Below are 25198 nucleotides of genomic sequence, written 5' to 3'. Positions count from 1 at the left end.
CCTAATGCAACTTATTATTGCATTTTGAGACAACTCAACAGGAAAAGAAGAGTGTTAATCATATTTTTATGCGATATGACGAATATGCCACATATGCGTGCATTGATCGACAGCATCACTCAATCGATGTAATGATGCCCCTGCGTGATATTCCGTGAGCCGCAGACCCATAACCCTTCTCAGGGGCGCGGAGGAAACACGCCTACCGTGGCAATGCACTGGGTCAGGCCGAGCGTTGGCGACTGGGTGACGACCGGCTGAGAACCACCGGCGGGCGACACGGTAACTGTGCCGGCTGTAAAACCCGACTGCACCGTGAAGTTGAACGCGGGCCGCCCAGGATCGCCGGTCAAGCCGACAGTGACACCTGACAGAGCGACGTCGGCAGCGGTTGAATTCTGCGGGACGTAGATTGTCGCCGATCCCGTGCCGGTTCCGCTCTGCCCAAGATATGATCCGGCGGCAATCGCCGCGACGCCAGTCGCCTGCTTTGCGACGAAATGCGGCTGCGCCGCAAGCGTGCTCGGCACGGCATCGACATTGATCGTCTGGTTGCCGCCACCCGTGCCGGTAAAAGCCGCACCATGCGTGTGTTGCGGCATCTGCTGCTGCGTCAGCGTGATTTGCTGCACGCCAGACTTCATGCCCAGGACAACCTCGCTCAAGCCGGCCCCCGTGCCGACATTGACCGCGGCGCGCCCCTTCAGGTCAGGCAGTGCGAACGTCTGAGTGCCATTGCCGCCATAGACCGTGCCCAGCAGTGCGAAAAGCGCCGAGTTCTGCTGGACCGATACAAGGCTGCCATCGGCGGGGGCAAATCCCCTCGGGCAATAACCGAAAGCAAACGTGCATATTTCACCAAGATAGGGCGTGTCACCACAGGCAAAGGCCTGCCGCCCGCTTCCAAGAAAAGCGCCTCCCCCGACAAACGCTCCAGCGAGGATGGCAAAACTATTGAGATAAACCATTGAACGGCGGCTCGATGAAAGCAACTTTCCCATTACATCTCCCCAAACACCGCTACCGCAGGCAGGCTTGCCTGTCGATGAAGTTAAAGCGGCATGTCGGAGAGTGTAGTGACGGCGGCCAGACCCGCAATCAATAGTTGATTAATGTAAAATATATTAACCATAGGCAGCAAAAATATCAATCAGTGCTGCGTTCCGGCTGCGGACGAAAGTTCGTGACGCCGCAACTGATCAATGGCCTGTGATGCCTCATCTGCCGACCATCCGGCACGCAATGCGGCCTTGAGAAGCTTTGCCTCGGCCTCCACCTCCAGTTTGAGATAAAGTGGCTCCAAAGCTTCCTGAACCGTCAGCAGATGTTCGTCGGGCGATACAATGCTGTCAAATCGCATAGGCATGATTCACTGTCTCCCTTTGCCATATTTATGGATAGAAAGAGTGTAACCTCGCGGATCGCGAACGGTTCCAAAACTTGCAGAAAAAACCGGATACTTCGAAATCCGCCGAATCCTGAAGCATCTCCCATGCACGCATGGCAAGACGCTGGCAAATGCCCGCAACTTGATTAGCGAAAGATTCAGGGATGTTGATGCATATGGTCTGCTAGTGCTGTGGGGGCCCCGGACGTCAGGACAACCTGGGACGTTATTGCCCTGCTCAATTGATGAGAGGTATCAACCCTATGTCCGATTACGCAAACAACGTGCGCAGCTTCATTGCCGAAAACTTTCTGTTTCGTGCCGATGCCGAAATTGCCGATGATCAGTCCCTGCTCGACAGCGGTGTAATGGATTCGACCGGCGTTCTCGAGCTGATCGCCTATCTTGAAAGCACCTACGGCATTTCTGTTGCGGATGAAGAGATCGTACCGGACAATCTCGACAGCATCTCGCGCGTCACCGCCTATCTGACATCGAAAAAGGCTGCGGCCTGATTTGGCGCATCGCTGCCGGGAGAACGGGCGTGCGGATCGAAACCTTCATCGCGCAGAATGCGATCCAGCGACCGGGCAAGACCGCCGTCGTCGCCGGTGACATTCGCCTGAGCTATGACGAAACCGATCGCTTCTCCTCCCGTATCGCTGCACGTCTGGCAGCGACGGGGTTCAAGCCCGGTGATCGCTTCGTCTTCCTTCTCGACAATGGCAGCGAAGCGGTCGTTTCGTTTTTCGCCACTTGGAAAGTCGGCGGCGTCGCCTGCCCGCTGCATCCATCGATCAAGGCAGAAAAGCTTGCGGAGATTTTTCGCAGTATCGAACCGGCGGCGATCATCGCTCATGCGCGGCTTATGCCAATCGTCGAGGCTGCCTGCGACCTTTTCGGCAACAGGCCCGTCATCATCGTTGCGCAAGCGGCTTTCCCCATCGACGATACGTTGTCTTACGAGGATCTGATCGGCGTTGACGCGGTTTTCCAGCCGCCGCAAGGCCTGCGCGAAGACGATCTGGCGCTGCTGATCCACACATCCGGCTCCACCGGGCTGCCGAAAGGCGTGATGCTGACACATGCCAATGTCACTGCCGCCTGCACCTCGATCACCGGTTACCTCCGGAACTCCGCGGATGATATCGTGCTGAGCGTGCTGCCGCTGTCGCATGGTTACGGCATCACCCAGATGGTGACGATGGCGATGGTGGGCGGCACGCTTGTTCTGGAGAAAAGCTTTGCCTTTCCGCGCGTGATCCTGTCGCGCCTGCAGAGCGAGGCGGTGACCGGCTTTCCGCTGGTGCCGGCCATGGCAGCACTGTTTGCCGGTATGCCGGACCTGAGCGCGCAAACGCTTCCCACTCTGCGATACATGACCAATGCCGCCGCCGGCCTGCCGCCGACCACCACCGAGCGCCTGCAAAAATCCCTGCCGCATGCGGCGCTCTATCTGATGTACGGCCAGACGGAATGCCTGCGCACCACCTATCTGCCACCGGACGAGGTGACGTCGCGACCGATCTCGGTCGGCAATGCCATTCCGGGCACAAGTGTTTCCATTATCGATGAAAACGGTCTGTCCGTCGCAGCGGGCGAAACCGGTGAACTTGTGGTCGAAGGCCCGCATGTGATGCGCGGTTACTGGCGCGATGACGCTGCGACCACAACTGCCCTGCGTCCCGGCTCCAACGGCTTGCGCCTGCATACCGGCGATCTGTTTCGCGCCGACGAAGACGGTTTTCTCTATTTCGTCGCCCGCCGCGACGACATCATCAAGACACGTGGCGAAAAGGTCAGCCCGCAGGAAGTGGAGCGTGTGCTCTACGCCCTGCCCGGCGTGCTGGAAGCCGCGGTCGAAGGTGTAGACGATGCGGTTTTCGGGCAGGTGATCAAGGCGCATGTGGCGGCAGACCCGGCGGCCGGCCTGAGCGAGCGGCTGGTCCAGCGCCACTGCGCCACACATCTCGAAGATTTCATGGTTCCCAAAATGGTGGAATTTCACGATGCCCTGCCGAAGACGGCAACGGGCAAAATTCGCCTCAATGCCGCAAAGGCGCCAGAGGCCAGCGACAACGAAAAGGGCAGGATAGCTTGATGACAGGAACAAAGAAATTTTCCGCAGACAGCCTGAAGCTCGATACCGAGGCCGAGATCGAGCGCATCTGCGTTTGGCTGCGCGACACGGTGGCGAAGGATCTGCGCAAGCGCGGTGCGGTGCTGGGTATTTCCGGCGGCATCGATTCCAGCGTCACGGCAGCGCTTTGCGCCCGCGCCTTCGGCCCGCAAAAGGTGACCGGCATTTTCATGCCCGAACATGACAGTGATCCGGACAGCCTGCGTCTCGGACAGGCGCTGGCCGCCGCGACCGGTGTCGAGACCGTTCTGGAAGATATCGGCTCGGCGCTGGCCGCTGCCGGCTGCTATACGCGCCGCGACGGTTTCATCCGTCAGGTCGTGCCGGAATTTTCCGAAGGCTGGGGCTGCAAGGTGGTGCTGGAAGATGCACTGACCGGCCGCGGTTACAATATTTCCTGGCTGGTGGTTGCCAATCCGGCCGGCGAACAGAGCCGCCACCGCATGCCGCTCGACGTCTATCTCGGCATGATCGCTGCTGCCAACATGAAGCAGCGGACCCGCAAGCAGATAGAATATTACCATGCCGACCGGCTGAACTATGCGGTGGCAGGCACGCCGAACCGGCTGGAATACGATCAGGGCTTTTTCGTCAAGAACGGCGATGGCGCTGCCGATTTCAAGCCGATCGCGCATCTCTACAAGACGCAGGTCTACCAGTTGGCGGAAGCGCTTGGCGTGCCGGAAGAAATCCGCCGCCGCCCGCCGACCACCGACACATGGTCGCTGCCGCAGGGTCAGGACGAGTATTACTTCTCGCTGCCCTATGACCGCATGGACCTTTGCCTTTATGCGCTCGACAACGGCGTTTCGCGTGAGGAAACCGGCGAGGTTGCCGGCCTGACGCCGGATCAGGTGGATGCCGTGTGGCGCAATATCGCGTCGAAGCGCAAGGTCGCCGAATATCTGCATGCCGACCCGAAAAAGCTGATCGACTGATAAGCCAAGGCACAACATTTCCAAGACATACCGGCCCGGCAATTCAGCGGATTGTCGGGCCGTTCCTTTGGTCAGTCGTCGAACCGGTCGCCGATCAGGCGCATCCAGCTTTCGCCGGCCAGCCCGCTGATCAACGCCTGACCGGCCTTGATCGGCTCAAGCAGCGATTTGTCTCGGGCGTGGGCGACGTAGAAGGCGCGGCCCATGAAGATGGCGCGTTTCTGCATCAGAGATGGAATGAGCCACGGATGCGCCGCACCGCGCACCGATGCGCAGCCATAAGCATGCGCATGGGCGAAAAGGTCATCGACGAGATCAGCCGCTCGGGCTGGCAATGACACGGCCTGCAACACCCAGCCAATGCCACCCATCTTTGCGAAATAGGCATAGGCTGCGACCGGCCGTCCATCGGGACCATGGGCGACACGCCATTCGGGATAACCCAGATTGCGTTTCTGCTCGGCCTGATCGAGAAACCAGCCGAGCGTGCCGTCATCCCATGCCGGTCGCATGGCATAGGCATCCTTCAAGGACAGCAGCGCGTTGCCGAACTCCTGCATCGTGACATCACGGAACTCCAGCCGGCGCGCCTCACCACCGGTGAAGGACGGAGGGCGGATAACCGAGACGGCACGATCGGCGATACGGCCGAGCGGGCGCAAGACGCGGGCGACGGGCAAGGACCGCTCCATCAACTGCATGCCCGTCGAAACCGGCCGCAGCACCTTCATCCAGTTGAAGCTATAGCCCGGATCGAGCGGATGGCCGAGTTTCTGCCACATGCCGAGTGCGGTGGAATTGGCTGTTTCCGTCAGCGAGATATCCTGTGGGCCGGCCAGAAAGGCACGCAGAAGCCGGGCGCCCGCCAATGGATCGGCCTTGGGATTTTCCACCATCATCGAACCGGCAAAAGCCGCGGTAATGGATCGGCCATCGATTTCCAGCCGTGCCGGCAAGACGCCGATGAAGCCGGACACATGTCCTCCCTCGCCCACCACCACTTTCGAGGAAATGCCGGGGTCGGCCCATGGATGCTGAAAAAACGATTGCTCGAGGCAGGCATTCAGCGAAACGGACGGAGAAACCTTGCCCTTGGAGGCACCTCGAAACGTGAGCTGAAACAGACGTGCCACGCCGTCGATATCGCCGCGTTCGAAATCGCGTATGATGGTCGTTTGTCCGCTCATGCCGGTACCATTGCCAATCTTGTCCGAAGATCAGTTCAGTTTTGCTTATGGAGCCTTAAACAACGAAAAGAGGCCCCGCAAGCGGAGCCTCCAATCAAGATTACTATCCAGATCAACGGATCAGGATTACCTGAACATTACATCCAGTATGGCGGGACGCCGTAATAATCATAGACCTTGCGGTCGTTGCTGCCGTACCAGCTGTCGTCATCCAGATCCTTGTAGCGCGGAGCGCCGGTAATCTGGTCCTTGGTCAGGTCGATGCGGTAACCGTCGAGCTGTTCGTCGTAGCGCAGCTTTTCCCACGGCAGCGGGTAATAGTCATCGCCGATACCGAGGAAACCGCCGAAGCTGACGACAGCGTAGGCAACGCGGCCGCCGCGTTTTTCAAGAAGAATGCGTTCGATAGAGCCAATACGCTTGTTATCGGCGCCGTAAACCTTGGTGCCTTCGACCTTGTCGCTGGCAATCAGGGAGTGGCTATCCTTGATGTAAGGGTCCTGACCGGCGCGGGGTTCCTGACCGGCGCGGGGTTCCTGATGCAACATGATGCACCTCCTCTTGTTGATTGCACTTCAGAATTACAGGAATCAAACTCGCCATCTCCGGCATGGTTCCGGAAAAATCCCGAGTTTCTTTCGGATGTGGACGGCACCGGGCATAATTGACGTTTACGTCAAGGTTATCTAATCTTCTCGTGATTGGCCGATGAGGCCGCGTCCGTGCGATACTGCCGGCCAAGTGAAAAGGTGGAGGACCTTTGCACTTGTCACAGTGAGGCAGTATGGCTTTCGGTTCCCGCAAGGTGGCCGGAAACGGGAACGCCGATAAAAGGGAGGGAGAATGAATGACTGACCTTGCAGCCGCACCGGCCCGCACGCCTGTCGAAAAGATCTGGCTGGCATCCTATCCGCCGAACGTTCCGGCAGAATTGCCGCCGCTCCACCACAGCTCACTGGGCGAGTTGTTCGAGGAAAGCTGCCAGCGTTTTGCCGGCCGCACCGCCTTTTCCAGCATGGGCAAGGGCCTCACCTATGAGGCGATGGAACGCGAAAGCCGCAAGATCGCCGCCTTCCTGCAGGCGCAAGGCCTGAAAAAGGGCGACCGCGTTGCGGTGATGATGCCAAACATCCTGCAGAACCCGGTGACGGTTTACGGCATTTTGCGCGCCGGGATGATCGTGGTCAACGTCAACCCGCTCTACACGCCGCGCGAACTGGAACACCAGATCAAGGATTCCGGCGCGACCGCGATCTTCGTTCTCGAAAATTTTGCCAATACCGTGCAGCAGGTTCTGGGCAAGACGCCGCTGCGCCATGTCGTCGTCACCACGATGGGCGACATGCTTGGCCTCAAGGGCCATATCGTCAATCTCGTCGTGCGCCGGGTCAAGAAGCTGGTGCCGGAATGGTCGATACCATCTGCACTGAGCTTCAAGTCCGTGCTGTCTAAGGGTGCTGCCCAGACACTGAAACCGGTCGAGGTGTCGCTGAGCGATATCGCCTTCCTGCAATATACCGGCGGCACGACCGGCGTTTCCAAGGGCGCGGTGCTGACCCATGGCAACCTTCTCTCCAATCAGGAGCAGATGGGCTACTGGCTGGAAACGGCCTTCATCAACAAGCAGAAGCCGGAGGTTTTGAACTTCGTCTGCGCGCTGCCGCTCTACCACATCTTTGCGCTGACGGTGAATTCGCTGATGGGGGTGGCGACCGGCAGCCACAACATCCTCATCCCCAATCCGCGCGACATCCCCGCCTTCGTCGCCGAACTCGGCAAAAGCCAGCCCCATGTATTTCCGGGTCTCAACACCCTGTTCAACGCGCTGATGAACAATGCCGATTTCCAGAAACTCGATCTTTCCTCGCTGATCCTGGTGTTCGGCGGCGGCATGGCCGTGCAGCGGCCGGTGGCCGAGCGATGGTTCCAGATGACCGGCTGCCCGGTGACCGAAGGTTACGGCCTTTCCGAAACCTCCCCCGTCGCCACCGCCAATCGGCTGGACACGACGGAATTCACCGGCACGATCGGCCTGCCGATCCCCTCCACCGACATCACCATCCGCGATGACGACGATACCGTTTTGCCGAACGGCGAAGTCGGTGAAATCTGCATCCGTGGACCGCAGGTGATGGCCGGTTACTGGCAGCAGCCGGCGGAGACGGCCAGGGTGATGACGCCGGACGGCTATTTCCGCTCCGGTGACGTGGGCTTCATGGATGGCAAGGGTTACGTGAAGATCGTCGACCGCAAGAAGGACATGATCCTTGTTTCCGGTTTCAACGTTTATCCGAACGAGGTCGAGGAAGTGGTGGCCATGCATCCGGGCGTGCTGGAATGCGCGGCGGTTGGCGTGCCCTGTGAACACTCCGGCGAGGCGGTGAAGATCTTTGTGGTCAAGAAGGATCCGAACCTGACGGAAGAGGATCTGAAGGCACATTGCGTGGCCAACCTGACCAACTACAAACGCCCGCGCTTCATCGAGTTTCGTTCGGAACTGCCGAAATCCAATGTCGGCAAGATTTTGAGGCGGATGTTGCGGGAGTGACAGCGGAAGGACTTGGGATCAGCGGAAAACGCGTTGCATCGCTGCGACACCGCTCAGCCAAGTCCGACCAGCGCTTGCCCAAAACAATGGACCTGCGCGCCAAGGTGAACTAGCTGTAGCCCTTGGCTGGCAACGTGGAGCGTGCGTGCGTATCACCCCTTATCATCGTCTCGTCGCCGTGGCGGCAGTGCTCGGCATTCTTTCGAGCTGCGCCGGCCGACCCGAAGGCGTGCTGATCCCGACGGCTGCCGCATCTGTTTCCGGCACGTCCAAGGTCGATGTTCTGGTCGCCACCACCCGCCGCCCCTCGGAAACACCCGGCGTGCTTTATTCCGGCGAGCGCGGTGCCGAGCCGGCCATCACCGAGATTGCCGTTTCCATTCCGCCCGATAGCGCCCGTGAAGTCGGCCAGGTCCAGTGGCCGAAAAAACTGCCGGCCAACCCGGACAAGGAGTTCGCCACGCTTTCGGTGACCCCGATGGAAAAACCGCAGGCGCATCGCTGGCTGCACGATCACCTGCCCAAAAGCAAACGGGTGATGGTCTTCGTTCACGGCTTCAACAACCGTTATGAAGACGCCATCTATCGTTATGCGCAGATCGTGCATGACAGTGGTGCAGACGTGGCGCCGATCCTGTTCACATGGCCATCGCGCGGCAGCATCTTTGCCTATAATTACGACAAGGAAAGCACCAACTATTCGCGCGATGCGCTGGAAGACATGTTGCGCACCATCTCCCGCAACCCGGAAGTGGGGGAAGTGGTTGTGATGGCGCACTCGATGGGTTCGTGGGTGACGGTGGAAGCGCTGCGACAGATGGCGATCCGTGACGGCAGAGTGTCGCCGAAAATCCAGAACGTCATCCTTGCTTCGCCCGATCTGGACGTCGATGTGTTCGGTCGCCAGATCGCCGAAATCGGACCGAAGGGCCCGCATTTCACCCTGTTCGTTTCGCGTGACGACCGCGCGCTCGGCCTGTCGCGCCGGATTTCCGGCAATATCGATCGCCTGGGTCAGGTGGACCCGACCGTCGAGCCCTATCGTTCCGAATTCGAAAAACAGGGCATCGTCGTGCTCGACCTGACGGCCTTGAAGGGCGGCGATCGCCTCAACCACGGCAAGTTCGCCGAAAGCCCGGAAGTGGTGAAACTGCTCGGCAACCGCCTGATCGCCGGCCAGACCGTGACCGACAGCGATGTCGGGCTTGGCGACCGTATCGGCGCGGTGGCGCTGGGCACGGCGCAGACGGTGGGCGGAGCGGCAAGTGTTGCCGTCAATGCACCGATCTCGATCTTCGATCCGGCCACGCGCCGCAATTACGGCGATCAGGTCGATCGTCTCGGCCGCTCCGTCGGCAACACGGTCGAGACCGCCGTCGGCCGCTGATCGATACCCTTACCCATCTCAAAAAACGCGCCCGCTTAGGTCACATGGCGGGCGCAACAAGGCTTGATTTGCCAAGGAAAGCGAATAGGTTCCCGTTCGACCTATCCGTACCTCCCATTCCGCACTCCCCGTGCGCACCGTCAGGAGCAAGCCATGCAGGCGATCGTCGAAAAACTGAAATCCACCGCTGCCACCACCAAGGCCACCGATATTCGTGCAGCCTTCGCGGCCGATCCGCAGCGTTTCGAGACATTCAGCGTTTCCGCCGATGATCTCACCATGGATTTCTCCAAGACGGCGGTGAATGCGGAAGTCCTGGCGCTGCTGGTCGAGCTGGCGGAGGCCGGTGGCGTGGCCGAGAAGCGCGAAGAGATGTTCTCCGGCGTCGCCATCAATTTTACCGAGGACCGCGCCGTTCTTCACACCGCACTTCGCAACCGCTCCAACAATCCGGTTCTGGTGGATGGCAAGGATGTCATGCCTGACGTCAACGCCGTGCTGGCCGCTATGGGAAAATTTGCCGAGGGCATCCGTTCCGGTTCGCTGAAGGGCGCCACCGGCAAGGCAATCACCGATGTGGTCAATATCGGCATCGGCGGTTCCGACCTCGGCCCGGTCATGGCGACGCTTGCGCTTGCGCCCTTCCATGACGGCCCGCGCGCGCATTTCGTCTCCAATATCGATGGCGCCCATATCGCCGATACGCTGAAGCTCGTGCAGCCGGAAACGACGCTGTTCATCGTCGCCTCCAAGACATTCACCACCATCGAAACGATGACCAATGCCCAGACGGCGCGCAAGTTCGTGGCCGATGCGCTGGGTGACGCTGCCGTGCAGCACCATTTCTGCGCAGTTTCCACCGCGCTCGACAAGGTCGCCGCCTTCGGCATCGATCAGGACCGCGTCTTCGGTTTCTGGGACTGGGTTGGCGGCCGTTATTCCATCTGGTCGGCCATCGGCCTGCCGCTGATGCTCGCCATCGGCCCGGAAAACTTTGGCCACTTCCTCGACGGCGCGCATGCGATGGACACGCATTTCCGCACCGCGCCGACGGAAAAGAACCTGCCGATGCTGCTCGGCCTGATCGGTTATTACCACCGCAACGCGCTGGGTTACCCGACCCGCGCCATCCTGCCCTATGACCAGCGCCTGTCGCGTTTCCCGGCCTATCTGCAGCAGCTGGACATGGAATCCAACGGCAAGGGCGTCACCATCGACGGCACGCCGGTCGAGGGAGAATCCGGCCCGGTCGTCTGGGGTGAACCCGGCACCAATGGCCAGCACGCGTTCTACCAGTTGATCCACCAGGGCACGAGCATCATCCCGGCCGAGTTCATGATCGCCGCCAACAGCTTTGAGCCGGAACTGCGCCATCAGCATGATCTCCTGATCGCCAACGTGCTGGCGCAGTCGGAAGCGCTGATGAAGGGCCGTACATTTGAGGAAGCCAAGAAGCAGCTGACCGACAAGGGCATGGACGACAACAAGGCCGATTTCATCGCGCCGCATCGCGTCTTCACCGGCAACCGCCCGTCGATCACCTTCGTCTATGACAAGCTGACGCCGTTTGCCTTTGGCCGTCTGGTGGCGCTTTACGAGCACCGCGTGTTCGTGGAAGGCGTGCTGTTCCGCATCAACTCGTTCGACCAGTGGGGCGTCGAGCTTGGCAAGGAACTGGCGACCGGCCTGCTGCCGGTGGTGGAAGGCAAGGAAAGCGCTGCGAGCCATGATAGCTCTACGCAAGGATTGGTGAAGACGCTGGCGGGGCTGAAGAAGTAAGCTCGCAAATCGAATTGTAAAAAAGGCTCCGCCGATAAAAATCGGTGGAGCCTTTTTTATTGTCTCAATTTTTGAGGCTTACAGCCCGATCTCTTCAGCAAACGGCGGATTGGCTCCTGCCCGCGATACCGTGACGGCCGCAGCCTTGGCACCCAGTGCCAGCGCGCTCGCGATCTGGTCTTCCGTCAGGCTTGCCACCTGCGTTTTGGTCAGCAGGTTCTGCATCTTCAGCGAAGCGAGAATACCGGCATCGAACGTGTCGCCGGCGCCGACCGTATCGACAACGGTCACGCGTTCGCTTGGTACCGTGACCTTGTGAGCCGCCGTGTAACCAACCGCACCTTCGGCACCGCGCGTGACGACGACGAGCTTTGCGCCGTGATGCAGCCAGTGGCGGGCAAGCGTGTCCTCGTCGCCTTCCAGGCCGAACCACGCCAGATCCTCATCGGAGAATTTGACGATATCGGACATTGCCGCCATGCGGTTGATGCGGGCCAGATGCGCCGCCTTATCCTTGATGAAGCCCGGACGGATGTTGGGATCAAGCGAGATGACGCGGGTGGCTGCCTCGCGCTTCATCAGCGCCTCGTAGGTGGAGCCGCAGGGTTCGGGGATCAGGCTGATGGCGCCGAAATGCAGGGCCTCGCATGCGTCGTCGAGCGTCGGCAGATCGGCTTCGGTAATCATGCGGCCAGCCGTGCCTTCATCGTAAAAGGCATAAGTGGCGTGGCCATCGACGAGCTTCACGAAGGCGATGGTCGAGGGACGCGATGCGAGTGCGCAATAGCTGAAATCGACATTGCTCCTGCGCAGCGTGTCACGCAGGATGTCGCCCATCATGTCATCGGCGAGACCGGTGAAAAAGCCGGTATCGACACCCAGACGGCCAAGCGCGATCGCGGTATTGAACACCGCACCGCCGGCATAGGGCGCAAACGCCGGTTCGCCGAGCGTCGATTCACGCGGAAGCATGTCGATAAGGGCTTCGCCGCAGCACAAGATCATGGATTTCCCTCCCGAGGAATAACCTGTTTGGCACAGGAATAAGCGAGCTTTTGACAATTGACCAGAGCAAAAGCTCGCTTTGATTATGCGCGTTTAGCGCGGCAACTCGCTGATGCCGCCGTTGCGGGCAGACCATGCCAGCGGCGCATCGAGAAATGCCTCGACTTCCGACAGCGTCTTTTCATCAAACAGTTTCTGGTCACGCGCGACGGCCAGAACATTGCGCCAGGTGGCGATGTGGTGGAACTGCACCTTGCCATCGGCAAAACGCAACGCGCCTTCATCGAAGATGCCGTAATAGAACAGCGCCATGCCGTGATCGACAACACCGCCGGCCGCGCGGATAGCGTCGATGAACTTGAACATCGAACCACCGGCCGTCGTCAGGTCCTCGATGACGAGGACGCGAGAGCCTTCCGGCATGTTGCCTTCGATCTGCGCATTGCGGCCATGGCCCTTCGGCTGCTTGCGGACATAAATCATCGGCAGGCCGAGGCGATCGGCCAGAAGGGCTGCGAACGGGATACCAGCCGTTTCACCACCGGCGATGCAATCGAACTTTTCGAAACCGGCATCGCGCAGCAGCGTGGCGACGGCAAAATCCATGATGGTGGAGCGAACGCGCGGATAGGAGAGCAGCTTGCGGCAGTCGATATAGACCGGGCTCATCATGCCGGATGCGAACTTGTAGTGCTTGTCCGCATTGAAATGCACCGCCCCGATTTCCCACAGCATCTTTGCCATGAGTTCGGCCATGACCGTGCGATCGGTAAATGTGGTGTGCATGTCTGTTGCTCCTTTAGATCCGTTGCGGCGGCATAGCAGCAAGAAGGCCGCGCATCCAGTGGATCGCGGCCCTAGGTTATAAACAAACTGCTGTTTTCAGGCGGTGGTCCGCGCCTCGTCGAGATCGACGGCGTGCAGGAACCCGGCCACCGCAATGCGATTGCGGCCTGCCCGCTTGGCTTCATAAAGCGCGCCATCAGCCAGATTGAGAACCGTATCGAAATTGCGGCCTTCCTTGGTGCCGAAAGCGATGCCGGCGCTGGCGGTGCAGGAGACCGTCTTTCCGCCGATATCGATCATCCGTTCGGCGAAACCGCGGCGGATACGTTCGGCAATGCGTTCGGCGCGTCCCGGCAGCACGTTCTTGATAACGACCACGAATTCCTCACCGCCAAGGCGGGCGACGGAATCCTTTTCCGCCTTCACCTTCATCTCCTGCGCGAAGGCGCGGATGACGATATCGCCGGCGGCATGGCCGTGCTGGTCGTTGATCGACTTGAAGCGATCGATGTCGAAGACGATGACGGCGGTGGACTGATCGAGATCGACCGCACCGAATTTTTCGAACACGGCACGTCGATTGAGAAGGCCGGTCAACGGGTCGGTCATCGCTTCACGGCGATGGAAAGCGGCAAGACGCCATTGGTGCAGTGCCAGCGAGAAGGCACCGACGCCGGTCATGCTGGCAATGCAGATGGCGATATTGAGTTTTTCCGCCCAGTTCTGCGGCGCATGGCCGATCACCCATTGCTGGTCACGAATGAGAACGCAAGCACAGAGCGCAAACGATACGCCTGCCGTGGCATAGAGCGACGCCATGCCGATCAGCGGGCCCGGCGCCTCGTGGCGCACAAGCCAGTATTCGCGGGCGGTCGCCGTCAGCAGGATCGCCGTCGTAACATTCATCATGATGATGGAAATGCCGTCATACCCCATCAGCATTGCCGGCAGCCCGAGCACCATGACGATGGATCCCGCAACCATAGAAACGCGCAGCGGCGAGCGGCCCGTACGGAACTGGCAACCGGCGGCAAACATGACGGAAAACCCCGCCATGATGAAGAAATATGAGATGGCTCCGATGACCAGCCCAGCCTGCAGCGTATAGGCGCTGTAGCTGAATATGCCGACAATGATCAGCGCCAGGCTGACCACCCAGGTGAGCATGAAGCTATCGCTGCGGCGCGATGCCCAGGTGGCGAACAGCGCCACAAGCAGGCAGATCGCCGAGAATCCCAGCGCCAGAAGAAGTGAATTGTAATCGAGCATCATGCCTCGCCGTGTCCCCGACGGGCATCATGTCCCGCCATTCCCCAAGGCGAAGATCCGCCCTCACGTTGGGAAATAGTCTAGGACCTGATTCATGATCAAAACATTACCGGCATTGCTAAAATACCGTGCTTTTTCGACCATTACTGGGGGGATTTTTACCCTATTTATACAACCGCCCAGTGTAGCGGGAACATCGGGTCGAACACGGTGACCGGTCCCGCACCGGTTTCGATCTTGGCGGGGAAGGTCACCGGCTCGGCCTGCTTTTCCAGCGTGATGCGGTCTTCGTTCGGCGCCAGGCCATACCATGCCGGACCATTGAGCGACGCAAATGCTTCCAGCTTGTCGAGCGCGGCATCGTCCTCGAACACGTGCGCAAGGCAGCTCATCGTGTTGATCGAAGTGTAGATGCCGGCGCAGCCACAGCCGCACTCCTTGAGCGGATCGACATGCGGTGCGGAGTCCGTGCCGAGGAAGAACCGGCTGTCGCCGGAGGTCGCGGCGGCGCGCAGGGCAAGGCGATGGCTTTCGCGCTTGGCGACCGGCAGGCAGTAATAATGCGGGCGGATGCCGCCGACCAGGATGGCGTTGCGGTTGATGATCAGATGATGCGTGGTGATCGAACCCGCGAGGTTTTCCGGTGCCGACTTGATGTAGTCGATACCGTTGGACGTGGTGACGTGCTCCATGGTGATCTTCAGTTCCGGCAGTCGCTTGCGCAGCGGATCGAGCACGGTTTCGATGAATACCGCCTCGCGGTCAAAAATGTCGACTTCGGGCGTCGTGACTTCGCCATGCACACACAGCGGCAGGCCGATCTTGGCCATGCGCTCCAGCACAGGCATGGCCTTGTCCATATCGCGCACGCCGCCATGGGAATTGGTGGTGGCACCGGCCGGGTACAGTTTTACTGCATGGATGAGGCCGCTTGCCTTGCCCGCCTCGACGTCATCGGCGTCGGTGTGTTCGGTGAGGTAGAGCGTCATCAACGGCTCGAAACGATCGCCTTCCGGCAGAGCTGCCACGATGCGGTCGCGATAGGCCTCGGCATCCTTCGTGGTCACCACCGGCGGCACCAGGTTCGGCATGATGATGGCGCGGGCAAAATGCCGGCTCGAGTCGCCGATCACACCCTTCAACATGTCGCCATCACGCAGATGCAGGTGCCAATCATCGGGGCGACGGATGCTGATACGGGTCATGAAACAGGCCTTTTTCGTGGATGAGAGCTTTCGCCTTACCATCGAAAGGTCGGTCAAAACAACTGCGCACCAAAGCGTGATTAAAATTCGCGACTATCGGGAAAGTGGAGCCATTTCAGATCACTAGATGGCATTTTCGGCCAATTTCACGCCGTTTCCATCCGGCAAGTCCAGTGAAATCAGCGCAGCCATACGGAACCGACACCCAATTGCGGCGTTCGTTCATCAATCTTTAAGTGATCATGAGCCGGAGGCGAGGATGAATTCCCGTTCCAATAAAGTCAATCGGATGATGTTGCTGGCCACAGGAAGTGCTGTCGCATTGTGCATGCTGACCGTTTCCCTGAGTGCCGAACAGCGCGCCAAGATCGAACAGACCTCAGCCCTGCAGAGCGATTGCGATCGTATGGCCGGTAGCGCCTATGACAAGGATCGCAACGGCACGTTCGCTCCTGTCGATGCCGACAATATCGATGCGCAGGCTGTCGGCGTGTGCCGCACCGCCTTCGAGGCGACCGGCAATCCGCGCTTCGCATTCCAGCTCGGTCGTGCGCTCAACAAGGTTCAGGAACCGGATGAGGCGATGTCGGCATACGAGGCCGCCGTAAAGGGTGGCTATTCCGCCGCGAAGGTCAACTTTGGTATGCTGATGGGTCGCCTCGGCGACGTAAAGGCCGAGTTCAACCTCTACAGCGAAGCCGCTGCGAGCGGCAACGTGCTCGCCCAGTATAACCTCGGCGTGGCCTATCGCGACGGTCTTGGCACAGACGCCAATGGCCAGCAGGCGCTGCACTGGTTCGAAGAAGCTGCCGTTGGCGGTGACGATACGGCAGCCTTCAACATCGGCGCCATCTATGATGAAGGCACACTGGTTCCGGAAGACAATCAGACTGCGATTGCATGGTATGATCTTGCAGCCCAGCGCGGCAGCACCGATGCCATGATCAATCTTGGCCTGATGTACGAAAACGGCGAAGGCATTGCCGCCAACCCGGAACGCGCCGCCGAGATGTTTCGTGCCGCTGCCGACAAGGGTGTTGTGTTCGGCGCCTACAAGCTTGCCCAGCTTGAAGATCACGGCGTGACCCCGCCTGCCCCGCAGCAGGACGAACTGGCCGAAAGCGTCAGCACACTGGTGCTGAAGCAGGGCGATGTCGAGCCGTTTGGTGCCAAGCCGAAGGATATCTGAAAAGACCCCTGGGAGGCGCGGCCCGCTCCATCCCGGGTCCAAGCGCTTTCAAGAGCCCGGATCGGCACCAGCCGGTCCGGGCTTCTTTGTTTCAGGCGTCCAGAATATCGCCGGCAGACGGTCCCCAGACGTCGGTCATTGCGAAACCGCTGGCAAACGGATCGAACGGATCGATCGCCACCTGATGCAGACCAAAGGTAAAACCCCTGCCGGTGATGGTCGGCACGATGGCGGGTCTGCCGGCAATCATGGTTTCGCGCTCAAGGCCGACCTCGAATTCCGAGCCGATGATCGAGCGCGACTTGAAGACATCCCCGACCTTGACCTTGCCGCGTGCATGCAGGGCCGCGAGATTGGCGGAATTGCCGGTGCCGCAGGGTGAGCGATCCGCCCGGCCCGGCCACATTGTGGTACAGGTGCGCACCGCGCCATCCGCATCGACGTCCCTGAACATCACATAGGCAATGCCGGAAATGGCGGGGATTTCCGGATGCACGACGGAAAATTCCGCGTTGGCAAGCTGCTTGATGACCATGCCGGCGCTGACCAGTGCTGCGGCATTGCCCTTGTCGATCGTCAGCCCGATCTGGCCGACATCCACCAGCGCATAAAAAATGCCGCCATAACAGACATCGAGGCTGATCTCGCCCCATTCCGGCGTCGACAGTTTCTGGTCGAGCGCGTGCACGAAGGACGGCACCATGGTCAGCTTGACCTTTTCGCAGCGTCCATCCCGGCAGGTGGCGATGGCGCGCACGAGGCCGGCTGCGGTTTCCAGCGTCACGATGGTTTCCGGTTCCTGCATTTCGACGATGCCGGATTCGAGAAGAGCCGTCGTCACGCAGATCGAGTTCGAACCCGAGCTGGCATGCGCCTGATCCGGCTGCAGAATGACGAAGGCGGCATCGGCGGCAGGATCGGTCGGCGGCAGAAGAAGATTGACGGACCCGAGTGGCATGCCGCGCGGCTCGAGGCAGAGAAACCGGCGCAATTCCTGGCCTTTTGGATCGCTGTTGAGCCATGCCAGCTTGGCGGCCGTGGTGTCGCCCGGGATCTTTGGCACGCCGCCGATCGCCACGCGGCCGATCTCGCCTTCACAGTGGACGTCCAGCAACTGGATCGTGCGCTTCCACCTCATTTACGTCTTCCTTATATGAGCAGGTGTATTTTGCCGTTGTCTGCATCGCAAATCGGGTGCAGTAGTGCGGATAGTTCTAGACCGGGCCGCCCAACCAAATCGAGGAAAAAGCGTCGGATGCTCGCCATATTCGGAAAAGCCGCCCTGACTGCGGGTGCCGCTATTCTCGATGTCTACCGCAACGGCATGGACGTGTCGCTGAAGGCGGATGCGAGCCCGGTAACGCAGGCTGACGAGATCGCCGAGGAGATCATCGTCTCGGCGCTGACCGAAGCATTTCCCGATATTCCGGTGATTGCCGAGGAAGCTGTCGCCGCCGGCCATGTGCCGGATATAGACAGCCGTTTCTTTCTGGTCGATCCGCTGGATGGCACCAAGGAATTCATTGCCCGCAACAGTGATTTCACCGTCAACATCGCCCTGATCGACCATGGCGTGCCGGTGGCCGGCATCGTTTATGCACCGGCGCTCGGCGTTGCCTATGCCGGAGAGGGTGACACGGCGTGGAAAATGGCGGTATCCGACGAGGGCAAGGTGACGATCCGCGTGCCGATTGCCAGCCGCACCGTGGTGACACCACCGGTGGGACTGATCAGCCGTTCGCATTGCGATGCAAAGACGCATGCATTCGTGGCCGAACATGCGGTGAAAGACTGTCGCAGTATCGGCTCATCGCTGAAATTCTGCATGCTCGCCGAGGGCGGCGCCGACGTCTATCCGCGCTTCACCCGCACGATGGAATGGGACACCGCCGCCGGCGACGCGATTTTACGCGCCGCCGGCGGCAGGACGCTTGGACTGGATGGCAAACCGCTCCTCTACGGCAAACGCAACCAGAGCCATGACAGCGACTTTGCCAACCCCTCCTTCATCGCCTGGGGCCGCAAGGCCGAGACCGCCTGACGTTCAGACTGCAACCGAGTGGCGGGCCGCGCCCTGACCAAAGTAGCGGTCGAAGCGTGAGGCAATGGTGCGCACAAACGTGCGGCCCTGCGGGGTGACGGAAAACACGTCGCCATCGAATGCCGTCATGCCGTCACCATCCTGCTGGTGGATCTGCGCCGCTTCCGGCCGCAGCACCGCCGCGGCCGAACCGAAGCGCCGTTCCAGATCGCTGACGGAAAACGCGTAATTGCACATCAGGTCCTCGATGGCGGCGCCGACGACACGATCGATATCCGTCAGCTCCTTGCCGCGCAGAACAGGCAGACGGCCTTGCCTGACGGTGCGCATATATTCACCGGTCGCCACGATGTTCTGCACATAACCCCGGCCGACCTTGCCGATGGAGGATGCGCCGAGGCCGACAAGGCCGGGGGCGGCATCGGTGGTATAACCCTGGAAATTGCGATGCACCTCGCCTGCCTCAAGGGCTGTGGCAAGGCTGTCTCCGGGCCTGGCAAAGTGGTCGATACCGATGGCGAGGTAACCCGCCGCCTCGAGCCGTTCGGCCACAAGGCCTGCCATGGCGAACCGATCCTGAATGCCGGGCAGAGCCTGCTCATCGATCAGCGTCTGGTGTTTTTTCATCCACGGCACATGCGCATAGCCAAAAATGGCAAACCGATCCGGCTGCATGGCAAGCGAAAGCTCGATCGTGCGTGCCACGCTTTCCATGGTCTGATGCGGCAGGCCGTAGACGATATCGAGATTGACGCCATTGATACCGAGCTTGCGCAGCGTTTGCACCACGAAGGCGGTCTGCTCAAAACTCTGCGGACGGTTGATGGCCTTCTGCACGGCCTCATCGAAATCCTGCACGCCGATGCTGGCACGGGTGACGCCGAAATCGCGCCAGGCGGTGAGCTTTTCCTCATCGACGAAACCGGGGTCGATCTCGACGCTGATCTCGCAGTTTTCTGCGATATCGAAATGGTTGTCGAGCGCCTGCCGCAGCCGCAGCAGATCCTTCGGCGCGATCATGGTGGGGGAGCCGCCACCGAAATGGATGGCGATCACCTTTCGGCGGTTCCTCAAGGCAGCCGCGACGAGGCCGACTTCCAGCAGCAGGGCATCGAGATAGGTTGCCAGCGGATCGTAGCGCTTAACCTGCTTGGTGTGGCAGCCACAGTACCAACAGAGGCGGTCACAGAAGGGCACGTGCAGGTAAAGCGAGAGCGGACCATCATGCTCACCAAGCCATGCCACATAATCGTCCGGGCCGACGCCGGCGTGGAAATGCGGGGCGGTCGGATAGCTGGTGTAGCGGGGGACGGGTGCAGCGTAACGGGCGACGAGATCCGGGTGCATGAAGGGCTCCTGTTTGCCCGAAAATTAGGCCGGCCTTGCGGACAATTCCTTGACTTCGATCAAGTCTCGTCCGCCATCCCCAAAGCGCTTGCGATGATGTAGGCTTGGCCATCCAGCCAGCTATCGCGGAAACGCGCCACATTCGAACGGGAGCGTCGTAATGTCATTGGTTCAGGAAACACTTCTGCCCGCCCCTCTTCCTCACCCCGAGGAGATCAGGTCCGATTTCGAGATGCGGGTCGGAAAACACATCACCATGCAGGCCAGCGCCCGAATCACGCCAGCGGGCGTGATCAGCGCGGGCATAGCAGTCGCAGTGATGACATTGGCGCTCGGTTATGCCGCCGGCAAGATATGGCGGCAGACTTGAGAAACAAGCCTGCAATGCCACGCATAAATGCGGTCGGCTTTGTCAGTGTTATTGTGCTGTTTCAAAGGAAAGAGAAATGGCGCACCCGAAGAGATTCGAACTCCTGACCCCCAGATTCGTAGTCTGGTGCTCTATCCAGCTGAGCTACGGGTGCGTCTGTCGGCGGTGTGTCCCGCCTCGTCAGCGGCGTGTTCCGCTGGCGTGGCGATCCTCTAAAACGTCCCGGAAACGAATGCAAGCGATTTTCCCGCCCGATTTGTCATTTTACCGACATAAGTCGTACGCACCATTGAATTCATTGCGAAAAACGTATCAGGCCCGAGCCCGATAGTCTTCGAAGGAAACAGGACGATCCGGAATCTCGATGCGGAACTGTGTTCCCGGTCCCGGTTTTTCCACCAGACCGATCGTGCCGCCATGGGCGAGAACCAGTTCGCGGGCAATGACGAGACCCAAGCCCGTGCCACCGGAGCGGGCCGAACCACGAAATGCGGAAAAAAGGTTTTCGCGCGCCTTGCGCGGCATGCCCGGCCCGGTGTCATCGATGGTGATGCCGACGACGCTGCCCAGTCGCTGCGCCGTGACGCTGACACGACGGCCGACGAGCGGATCAACGACATCTGCCTGTGCGAGCGCCTGCACGGCGTTGCGGCACAGATTGTGGATGACGCGAAACAGCTGCTCGCTATCGGCGTCGACTTCCAGGTCTGTGGGAATCTGGTCCAGATATTCGATCTCGCCATCGGGATCGAGCGCCAGCATGTCCCGCACCTCCTGGCAGAGACTACCAAGACGGATGCGCCGACGTTTTGGTGCCGCCTCGCGGGCCTGCCCGTAAGCCAGCACCTCGGTGGAATATTCGACGGCGCGGTCGATCGTGCGCAACAGTTTTGGCGCAAAGCTGCGCACCATCGGATCATCGACATCCACCAGCCTGTCCGACATCAGCTGTGCGGAGGCGAGGATGTTGCGCATGTCGTGGTTGATCTTGGAGACGGCAAGGCCGAGGTCTGCAAGGTTCTTCTGCTGTTTCAGCGTTCGCTGCAGCTCCACCTGCATGGCCGTCAGGTGGCGGCCGGCGACGGCCAGCTCACCCTTTTCCTTGGCCGGACTGAACAGCCGGCCGGGATCTTCAGGGTGCTCGGAAAAGATCTGCATGCCGCGCGTCAAGCGGCGGATCGGTTTGATCATCATGCGGTTGATGGCGACATAGATCATGAAGGCGGTGATCAGCGAGATCATCAAGGACAGGATGAACATGTCTCGGGAGAAGCTGAGCATGGCCTTGTGCAGGGCTTTGTCGCTCATCACCAGCTCGATGATCATGTCGCTTTCGCCGATCGGCCCGTAAACGCGCATGATGCGATTGCCGCCGAATACCAGCGTTTCGAGAGAATCACGCATCGACGTCAGCGGCGTCTGCGCGGCAAGATCGATCTGTTCATCGACCTGCGGCGGCATATCCATGGCGGCCAGAAGCCGCGAGGTGCCATCCTTGCGCAGCGCGATGACCTTGGTGCCGGTGGCAAGCAGCGTATCATCCTGAACGGCACGCGGCAGTTCTGCCGGTTGGAGACCATCGATGACGATGCCGGCGGCAGCGGCCGTATCCAGACGATCCCGCAACCAGCCATCGCGCATGTTGGCAACGGTCGGCACAAAGATCAGGATTTCGGCCAGCATGACAAAAATCACGGTGAGCCAGAGAAGGCGCCCCGACAGGCCACCAAAAACGCGCGGCATCGGCTCCAGCGGAAAATCGGCCGCTGGGCGCGTCTCGGCTTCCCGAGGCATAAGCGCCGCATCGTCTGTCATGCGTTTCTCCATGGCATGCATACCGGCGAAAATCATTGCGCCGACGAGACTTCATATTAGCGGGAGATGGGGATTTTTCCAATCCTTTGCCAAGAGAGACTGCGCAGAACGAAGACGGCGGCCGTTTTGGCGGCCGCCGTTGTTTTGTTGCATCGGTAAGTCGACGTTGTCAGGCGATCAGAACTCTTCCCAGCTATCGCCGGATGGGGCGGAGACTGCTGCTGCGGCACCTGCGCCACCAAAGGCACGGGCGAGCGTGCCAACCATGCGGCGGGCCGGAGAAACATGCGCAGACGGCCGGGTATCCGCAGCAACGGCGCGAACATTGCCGGCGGCGGCAATACGTGGTGCCGCGACATTGCCTGAACCGGCGCCCGCGCCGATGTCAAACCGGGACACCAGACCGAACAGATGGTTGGCTTCCGACGACAGCTTGTGCGTGGCGGCCGAGGTTTCCTCCACCATGGCGGCGTTCTTCTGCGTCACCTGATCCATCTGGTTGACGGCGGTATTGACCTCGGCAAGGCCGGTGGCCTGTTCGCGGGCAGCCGTTGCAATCGAATGGATATGGTCGTTGATGCTGTGAACGCGACTTTCGATCTCGGTCAGCGCTTCACCGGTCTTCTGCACCAGCGTGACACCGCTCGACACTTCCTGACCGGACTTGGTGATCAGCCCCTTGATGTCTTTGGCGGCATTGGCGGAGCGCTGGGCAAGCTCGCGCACTTCCTGCGCCACGACTGCAAAGCCCTTGCCCGCCTCACCGGCGCGTGCCGCCTCGACTCCGGCATTCAGTGCCAGAAGGTTGGTCTGGAAAGCGATCTCGTCGATGACATTGATGATCTGGCTGATTTCACGCGAGGCCTGTTCGATCCGGCCCATGGCATCGACGGCACTGCGCACCACCGTGCCCGACTGGGCAGCGCTGTGCTTGGCTTCCGTCACCATCGTGCTGGCTTCCTGGGCACGATCGGCGGAATTACGCACCACGGCCATGATCTGGTCGAGTGCCGCCGAGGTTTCCTCAAGCGCCGCAGCCTGCTGTTCGGTGCGCTTGGAAAGGTCGTCGGTTGCCGAACGCAATTCGTTGGAATTGTCGTTGATCGAGGTGGTTGCGCCGCGCACGTCCTTCATCGTGGTGCGCAGGTTGCCCATGGCGCCTTCGACATTCTGCTGCAGTTCCGCAAAGGCACCACGGAACTCGCCGCGCATGGATTGCGTCAGATCACCTTCCGCCAAGCTGGCGACGACACGGCGGACTTCGGACACGCCCGTATCGACACTGCCGACAAGCTGATCGACATCGCGGCCAAAAGTATCAAGGCCCGGTTCGCCGAAGGAATGGTTGATGCGGCGGGTGAAATCACCACCGACAGCGGCGGTCACCACTTCGGCCATGCGGCGACGGAATTCTTCGTTCTTGCCGCGCAGATCGGCTTCGCTGGCATTCATGCGCGACACTTCGAGACCATTGCGCTTGAACACTTCGACAGCGGCTGCCATGTCGCCGATCTCGTCCTTGCGGCCGGTCGACGGTACCTGCGTGCCGAAATCGCCACCGGCGATACGCGTCATCGCGCCGGTCAGCTCGACGATCGGATTGCTGAGATGGCGACGGCCGGTGATCAGGCCGAATGCTGCACCGATCAGGACGCCGAAAACGGTGACGGCAGATACCAGCAGGAGAACGGTCTTGCTGAAGACATGCAGCCCTTCGCCAATCGACACCAGTTCCGCCTGATCCGCGGCGACGACCTTGTCGATGCTGGCCTGAAACGCCTTGCGATTTGCACGATTGGCTTCGTTATTTCCCTGTATTGCAGCGGCTTCAGGTCCCTGTTCACGCACCAGCCGGACGGTTTCGGAACGGAACTGAATAAAGGCACGAGACTGGGCGGAGATCACATCGAAATCAGCCCGCTGTGCGGCAGGAACAAGCAACTGCCAGTCTGCGATCACCTTGGACATTTCATCGAGGTTGGCCAGAACGCCTTTCGCAAAAGGCTCGGCGCTGGCGGTGGTGTCTGCAGCGTAGATACCGCGTGCCTCCATGACGACAGCCGTAACAATACGGTTCAGGTGCTCGCCGTTATAAACACGATCCGAAGCCGCCTCGGAGATATCGACGCGTTCCTGATACTCAAGGATGGTGAACAACGACAGGCCGCCGATCGCAAAGGCGACCAGGCTCATCAGGCCTACGAGTAAATTAATTCTGCCACGGATTTTCATGAAACCTCCCCCACAAGGTACGACGGACACGGCGCTACGCAGAACAAAACTGGGAAAACCGGACCTGATCCGGCAGAACTATCATTTGCATTTTAATAAAAACTTTCGACAATAAATAATTCGGACAGATATATTCTTTTAAATCAAATACATCCCAGGATATACTTTGATCATAAACTCAACCAGCGGAAGTATTTATTGCAGCGCACAACGCAAATGCTGAAAATCGCCGCATCGCAGCAAACGATCCGGCGGCGCCCAATGGCGCTTTAAAGCCTTCGGTGATTGACTTTCGCGCGCTACTGCCCTTATAAGCCCGCCAACGTCCGGCCACCCGGTCCCGCGTCATCGCAGGCCTGTGCCGGAACGTTTCTTTCGCAACGCTCTTGCTCTTTGAAGCAAACCCAAGAAGGGCCGCACACCGCGGTATTAAAAAAATGAAGCGTACCTACCAGCCGTCCAAGCTTGTTCGCAAGCGTCGTCACGGTTTCCGCTCGCGCATGGCAACCAATGGTGGCCAGAAGGTTCTGGCTGCTCGCCGCGCACGCGGCCGCAAGCGTCTTTCGGCCTAAG

At 60.0% G+C, this 25198-nt stretch carries 22 protein-coding genes and 1 tRNA gene; 10 read left to right on the top strand and 13 right to left on the bottom strand.

Annotated elements, in window-relative coordinates; all coding sequences use genetic code 11:
• Nucleotides 1-179: 179 nt before the first annotated feature.
• Both AAIH70_RS18575 and AAIH70_RS18570 read right to left on the bottom strand, forming a co-directional pair.
• A complete protein-coding gene (locus tag AAIH70_RS18575) occupies nucleotides 180-1001 on the bottom strand; it encodes a phage tail protein (protein WP_132276608.1) in 822 nt (273 codons plus the stop codon).
• A 149-nt stretch (nucleotides 1002-1150) separates the two neighbouring features.
• A complete protein-coding gene (locus AAIH70_RS18570) occupies nucleotides 1151-1366 on the bottom strand; it encodes a hypothetical protein (protein WP_132276606.1) in 216 nt (71 codons plus the stop codon).
• A 284-nt stretch (nucleotides 1367-1650) separates the two neighbouring features.
• Between AAIH70_RS18570 and AAIH70_RS18565 the strand changes: the two genes are divergently transcribed.
• Genes AAIH70_RS18565 through nadE form a run of 3 tightly spaced genes read left to right on the top strand, consistent with a single transcriptional unit; the run spans nucleotide 1651 to nucleotide 4465 of the window.
• Nucleotides 1651-1902 carry an acyl carrier protein gene (locus tag AAIH70_RS18565; protein ID WP_132276604.1) on the top strand — a complete coding sequence of 84 codons (252 nt, stop codon included), beginning with the start codon at nucleotides 1651-1653 and terminating at the stop codon, nucleotides 1900-1902.
• Between the two features lie 29 nt (nucleotides 1903-1931).
• The gene (locus AAIH70_RS18560) at nucleotides 1932-3488 is read left to right on the top strand and encodes a class I adenylate-forming enzyme family protein (protein WP_430035092.1); all 1557 of its coding nucleotides are present in this window, start codon (nucleotides 1932-1934) and stop codon (nucleotides 3486-3488) included.
• Entirely contained in the window at nucleotides 3488-4465 is a 978-nt protein-coding gene (gene nadE, locus AAIH70_RS18555) for an NAD(+) synthase (protein WP_132276600.1), read from the top strand. The genes AAIH70_RS18560 and nadE overlap by 1 nt, the downstream gene beginning before the upstream one ends.
• A 71-nt stretch (nucleotides 4466-4536) precedes the next feature.
• Here nadE and AAIH70_RS18550 read toward each other — a convergent pair whose 3' ends face one another.
• Together AAIH70_RS18550 and AAIH70_RS18545 are read right to left on the bottom strand one after the other, a co-directional pair.
• Complete coding sequence (locus tag AAIH70_RS18550; RefSeq protein WP_132276598.1) at nucleotides 4537-5652, bottom strand: hypothetical protein; 1116 nt, start codon at nucleotides 5650-5652, stop codon at nucleotides 4537-4539.
• A 137-nt stretch (nucleotides 5653-5789) separates the two neighbouring features.
• Complete coding sequence (locus AAIH70_RS18545) at nucleotides 5790-6200, bottom strand: PRC-barrel domain-containing protein (protein ID WP_132276596.1); 411 nt, start codon at nucleotides 6198-6200, stop codon at nucleotides 5790-5792.
• 299 nt (nucleotides 6201-6499) lie between these two features.
• Here AAIH70_RS18545 and AAIH70_RS18540 point away from each other — a divergent pair, with 299 nt between their 5' ends.
• The 3 genes from AAIH70_RS18540 (at nucleotide 6500) to pgi (ending at nucleotide 11366) form a co-directional block, all read left to right on the top strand.
• Nucleotides 6500-8200, top strand: a complete 1701-nt coding sequence (locus tag AAIH70_RS18540; RefSeq protein ID WP_132276594.1) for a long-chain-fatty-acid--CoA ligase — start codon at nucleotides 6500-6502, stop codon at nucleotides 8198-8200.
• 145 nt (nucleotides 8201-8345) lie between these two features.
• Entirely contained in the window at nucleotides 8346-9587 is a 1242-nt protein-coding gene (locus AAIH70_RS18535; RefSeq protein WP_132276592.1) for an alpha/beta hydrolase, read from the top strand.
• 153 nt (nucleotides 9588-9740) lie between these two features.
• Nucleotides 9741-11366 (top strand): glucose-6-phosphate isomerase, encoded by a 1626-nt coding sequence (pgi, locus tag AAIH70_RS18530; protein ID WP_132276590.1) that lies wholly within the window; start codon nucleotides 9741-9743, stop codon nucleotides 11364-11366.
• Nucleotides 11367-11444: 78 nt separating this feature from the next.
• Here pgi and AAIH70_RS18525 read toward each other — a convergent pair whose 3' ends face one another.
• The 4 genes from AAIH70_RS18525 to pyrC form a co-directional block, all read right to left on the bottom strand.
• The gene (locus AAIH70_RS18525) at nucleotides 11445-12371 is read right to left on the bottom strand and encodes a carbohydrate kinase family protein (RefSeq protein ID WP_132276588.1); all 927 of its coding nucleotides are present in this window, start codon (nucleotides 12369-12371) and stop codon (nucleotides 11445-11447) included.
• Nucleotides 12372-12464: 93 nt separating this feature from the next.
• On the bottom strand, nucleotides 12465-13157 hold the full coding sequence (locus tag AAIH70_RS18520; protein ID WP_132276586.1) for an orotate phosphoribosyltransferase: 693 nt from the start codon (nucleotides 13155-13157) through the stop codon (nucleotides 12465-12467).
• 96 nt (nucleotides 13158-13253) lie between these two features.
• The gene (locus AAIH70_RS18515; RefSeq protein ID WP_132276584.1) at nucleotides 13254-14429 is read right to left on the bottom strand and encodes a GGDEF domain-containing protein; all 1176 of its coding nucleotides are present in this window, start codon (nucleotides 14427-14429) and stop codon (nucleotides 13254-13256) included.
• A gap of 164 nt (nucleotides 14430-14593) precedes the next feature.
• Nucleotides 14594-15631 (bottom strand): dihydroorotase, encoded by a 1038-nt coding sequence (pyrC, locus tag AAIH70_RS18510; RefSeq protein WP_132276582.1) that lies wholly within the window; start codon nucleotides 15629-15631, stop codon nucleotides 14594-14596.
• A 328-nt stretch (nucleotides 15632-15959) separates the two neighbouring features.
• On the opposite strand from pyrC, the gene AAIH70_RS18505 reads away from it, so the two are divergent.
• A complete protein-coding gene (locus AAIH70_RS18505) occupies nucleotides 15960-16820 on the top strand; it encodes a tetratricopeptide repeat protein (protein WP_430035087.1) in 861 nt (286 codons plus the stop codon).
• Between the two features lie 91 nt (nucleotides 16821-16911).
• Here AAIH70_RS18505 and AAIH70_RS18500 read toward each other — a convergent pair whose 3' ends face one another.
• Entirely contained in the window at nucleotides 16912-17958 is a 1047-nt protein-coding gene (locus AAIH70_RS18500) for a proline racemase family protein (RefSeq protein WP_132276578.1), read from the bottom strand.
• 117 nt (nucleotides 17959-18075) lie between these two features.
• Between AAIH70_RS18500 and cysQ the strand changes: the two genes are divergently transcribed.
• A complete protein-coding gene (gene cysQ, locus AAIH70_RS18495) occupies nucleotides 18076-18861 on the top strand; it encodes a 3'(2'),5'-bisphosphate nucleotidase CysQ (RefSeq protein ID WP_132276576.1) in 786 nt (261 codons plus the stop codon).
• Nucleotides 18862-18864: 3 nt separating this feature from the next.
• Here the strand turns inward: cysQ and hemN are convergent, their stop codons facing one another.
• Complete coding sequence (gene hemN, locus AAIH70_RS18490) at nucleotides 18865-20208, bottom strand: oxygen-independent coproporphyrinogen III oxidase (RefSeq protein ID WP_132276574.1); 1344 nt, start codon at nucleotides 20206-20208, stop codon at nucleotides 18865-18867.
• A 160-nt stretch (nucleotides 20209-20368) separates the two neighbouring features.
• On the opposite strand from hemN, the gene AAIH70_RS18485 reads away from it, so the two are divergent.
• Complete coding sequence (locus tag AAIH70_RS18485; RefSeq protein ID WP_132276572.1) at nucleotides 20369-20578, top strand: hypothetical protein; 210 nt, start codon at nucleotides 20369-20371, stop codon at nucleotides 20576-20578.
• A 77-nt stretch (nucleotides 20579-20655) separates the two neighbouring features.
• Here AAIH70_RS18485 and AAIH70_RS18480 read toward each other — a convergent pair.
• The 3 genes from AAIH70_RS18480 to AAIH70_RS18470 all read right to left on the bottom strand — a co-directional run bounded on the left by AAIH70_RS18480 (nucleotide 20656) and on the right by AAIH70_RS18470 (nucleotide 24625).
• Nucleotides 20656-20732: transfer RNA gene (locus tag AAIH70_RS18480), tRNA-Arg, on the bottom strand.
• 158 nt (nucleotides 20733-20890) lie between these two features.
• Nucleotides 20891-22393 (bottom strand): sensor histidine kinase, encoded by a 1503-nt coding sequence (locus tag AAIH70_RS18475; RefSeq protein WP_430035084.1) that lies wholly within the window; start codon nucleotides 22391-22393, stop codon nucleotides 20891-20893.
• A gap of 177 nt (nucleotides 22394-22570) precedes the next feature.
• Nucleotides 22571-24625, bottom strand: coding sequence for a HAMP domain-containing methyl-accepting chemotaxis protein (locus tag AAIH70_RS18470; protein ID WP_132276570.1), 2055 nt, complete (start codon nucleotides 24623-24625; stop codon nucleotides 22571-22573).
• 437 nt (nucleotides 24626-25062) lie between these two features.
• On the opposite strand from AAIH70_RS18470, the gene rpmH reads away from it, so the two are divergent.
• Nucleotides 25063-25197 (top strand): 50S ribosomal protein L34, encoded by a 135-nt coding sequence (gene rpmH, locus AAIH70_RS18465; RefSeq protein WP_132276568.1) that lies wholly within the window; start codon nucleotides 25063-25065, stop codon nucleotides 25195-25197.
• The last annotated feature ends 1 nt before the right edge of the window (nucleotide 25198 follow it).

It is taken from the genome of Neorhizobium sp. BT27B, from assembly GCF_050455485.1.
Taxonomy (GTDB): Bacteria; Pseudomonadota; Alphaproteobacteria; order Rhizobiales; family Rhizobiaceae; genus Neorhizobium.
The sequence above is the reverse complement of the archived record's forward strand: the minus strand, read 5'-3'. Positions and strand labels throughout refer to the sequence as shown.

What these genes read in the sequence shown, in the direction of transcription:
- AAIH70_RS18575 (WP_132276608.1), bottom strand. Translation starts at nt 1,001, where the DNA reads ATGGGAAAGTTGCTTTCATCGAGCCGCCGTTCAATGGTTTATCTCAAT.
- AAIH70_RS18570 (WP_132276606.1), bottom strand. Translation starts at nt 1,366, where the DNA reads ATGCCTATGCGATTTGACAGCATTGTATCGCCCGACGAACATCTGCTG.
- AAIH70_RS18565 (WP_132276604.1), top strand. Translation starts at nt 1,651, where the DNA reads ATGTCCGATTACGCAAACAACGTGCGCAGCTTCATTGCCGAAAACTTT.
- nadE (WP_132276600.1), top strand. Translation starts at nt 3,488, where the DNA reads ATGACAGGAACAAAGAAATTTTCCGCAGACAGCCTGAAGCTCGATACC.
- AAIH70_RS18550 (WP_132276598.1), bottom strand. Translation starts at nt 5,652, where the DNA reads ATGAGCGGACAAACGACCATCATACGCGATTTCGAACGCGGCGATATC.
- AAIH70_RS18545 (WP_132276596.1), bottom strand. Translation starts at nt 6,200, where the DNA reads ATGTTGCATCAGGAACCCCGCGCCGGTCAGGAACCCCGCGCCGGTCAG.
- AAIH70_RS18540 (WP_132276594.1), top strand. Translation starts at nt 6,500, where the DNA reads ATGACTGACCTTGCAGCCGCACCGGCCCGCACGCCTGTCGAAAAGATC.
- pgi (WP_132276590.1), top strand. Translation starts at nt 9,741, where the DNA reads ATGCAGGCGATCGTCGAAAAACTGAAATCCACCGCTGCCACCACCAAG.
- AAIH70_RS18525 (WP_132276588.1), bottom strand. Translation starts at nt 12,371, where the DNA reads ATGATCTTGTGCTGCGGCGAAGCCCTTATCGACATGCTTCCGCGTGAA.
- AAIH70_RS18520 (WP_132276586.1), bottom strand. Translation starts at nt 13,157, where the DNA reads ATGCACACCACATTTACCGATCGCACGGTCATGGCCGAACTCATGGCA.
- AAIH70_RS18515 (WP_132276584.1), bottom strand. Translation starts at nt 14,429, where the DNA reads ATGATGCTCGATTACAATTCACTTCTTCTGGCGCTGGGATTCTCGGCG.
- pyrC (WP_132276582.1), bottom strand. Translation starts at nt 15,631, where the DNA reads ATGACCCGTATCAGCATCCGTCGCCCCGATGATTGGCACCTGCATCTG.
- AAIH70_RS18505 (WP_430035087.1), top strand. Translation starts at nt 15,960, where the DNA reads ATGCTGACCGTTTCCCTGAGTGCCGAACAGCGCGCCAAGATCGAACAG.
- AAIH70_RS18500 (WP_132276578.1), bottom strand. Translation starts at nt 17,958, where the DNA reads ATGAGGTGGAAGCGCACGATCCAGTTGCTGGACGTCCACTGTGAAGGC.
- cysQ (WP_132276576.1), top strand. Translation starts at nt 18,076, where the DNA reads ATGCTCGCCATATTCGGAAAAGCCGCCCTGACTGCGGGTGCCGCTATT.
- hemN (WP_132276574.1), bottom strand. Translation starts at nt 20,208, where the DNA reads ATGCACCCGGATCTCGTCGCCCGTTACGCTGCACCCGTCCCCCGCTAC.
- AAIH70_RS18485 (WP_132276572.1), top strand. Translation starts at nt 20,369, where the DNA reads ATGTCATTGGTTCAGGAAACACTTCTGCCCGCCCCTCTTCCTCACCCC.
- AAIH70_RS18475 (WP_430035084.1), bottom strand. Translation starts at nt 22,393, where the DNA reads ATGACAGACGATGCGGCGCTTATGCCTCGGGAAGCCGAGACGCGCCCA.
- AAIH70_RS18470 (WP_132276570.1), bottom strand. Translation starts at nt 24,625, where the DNA reads ATGAAAATCCGTGGCAGAATTAATTTACTCGTAGGCCTGATGAGCCTG.
- rpmH (WP_132276568.1), top strand. Translation starts at nt 25,063, where the DNA reads ATGAAGCGTACCTACCAGCCGTCCAAGCTTGTTCGCAAGCGTCGTCAC.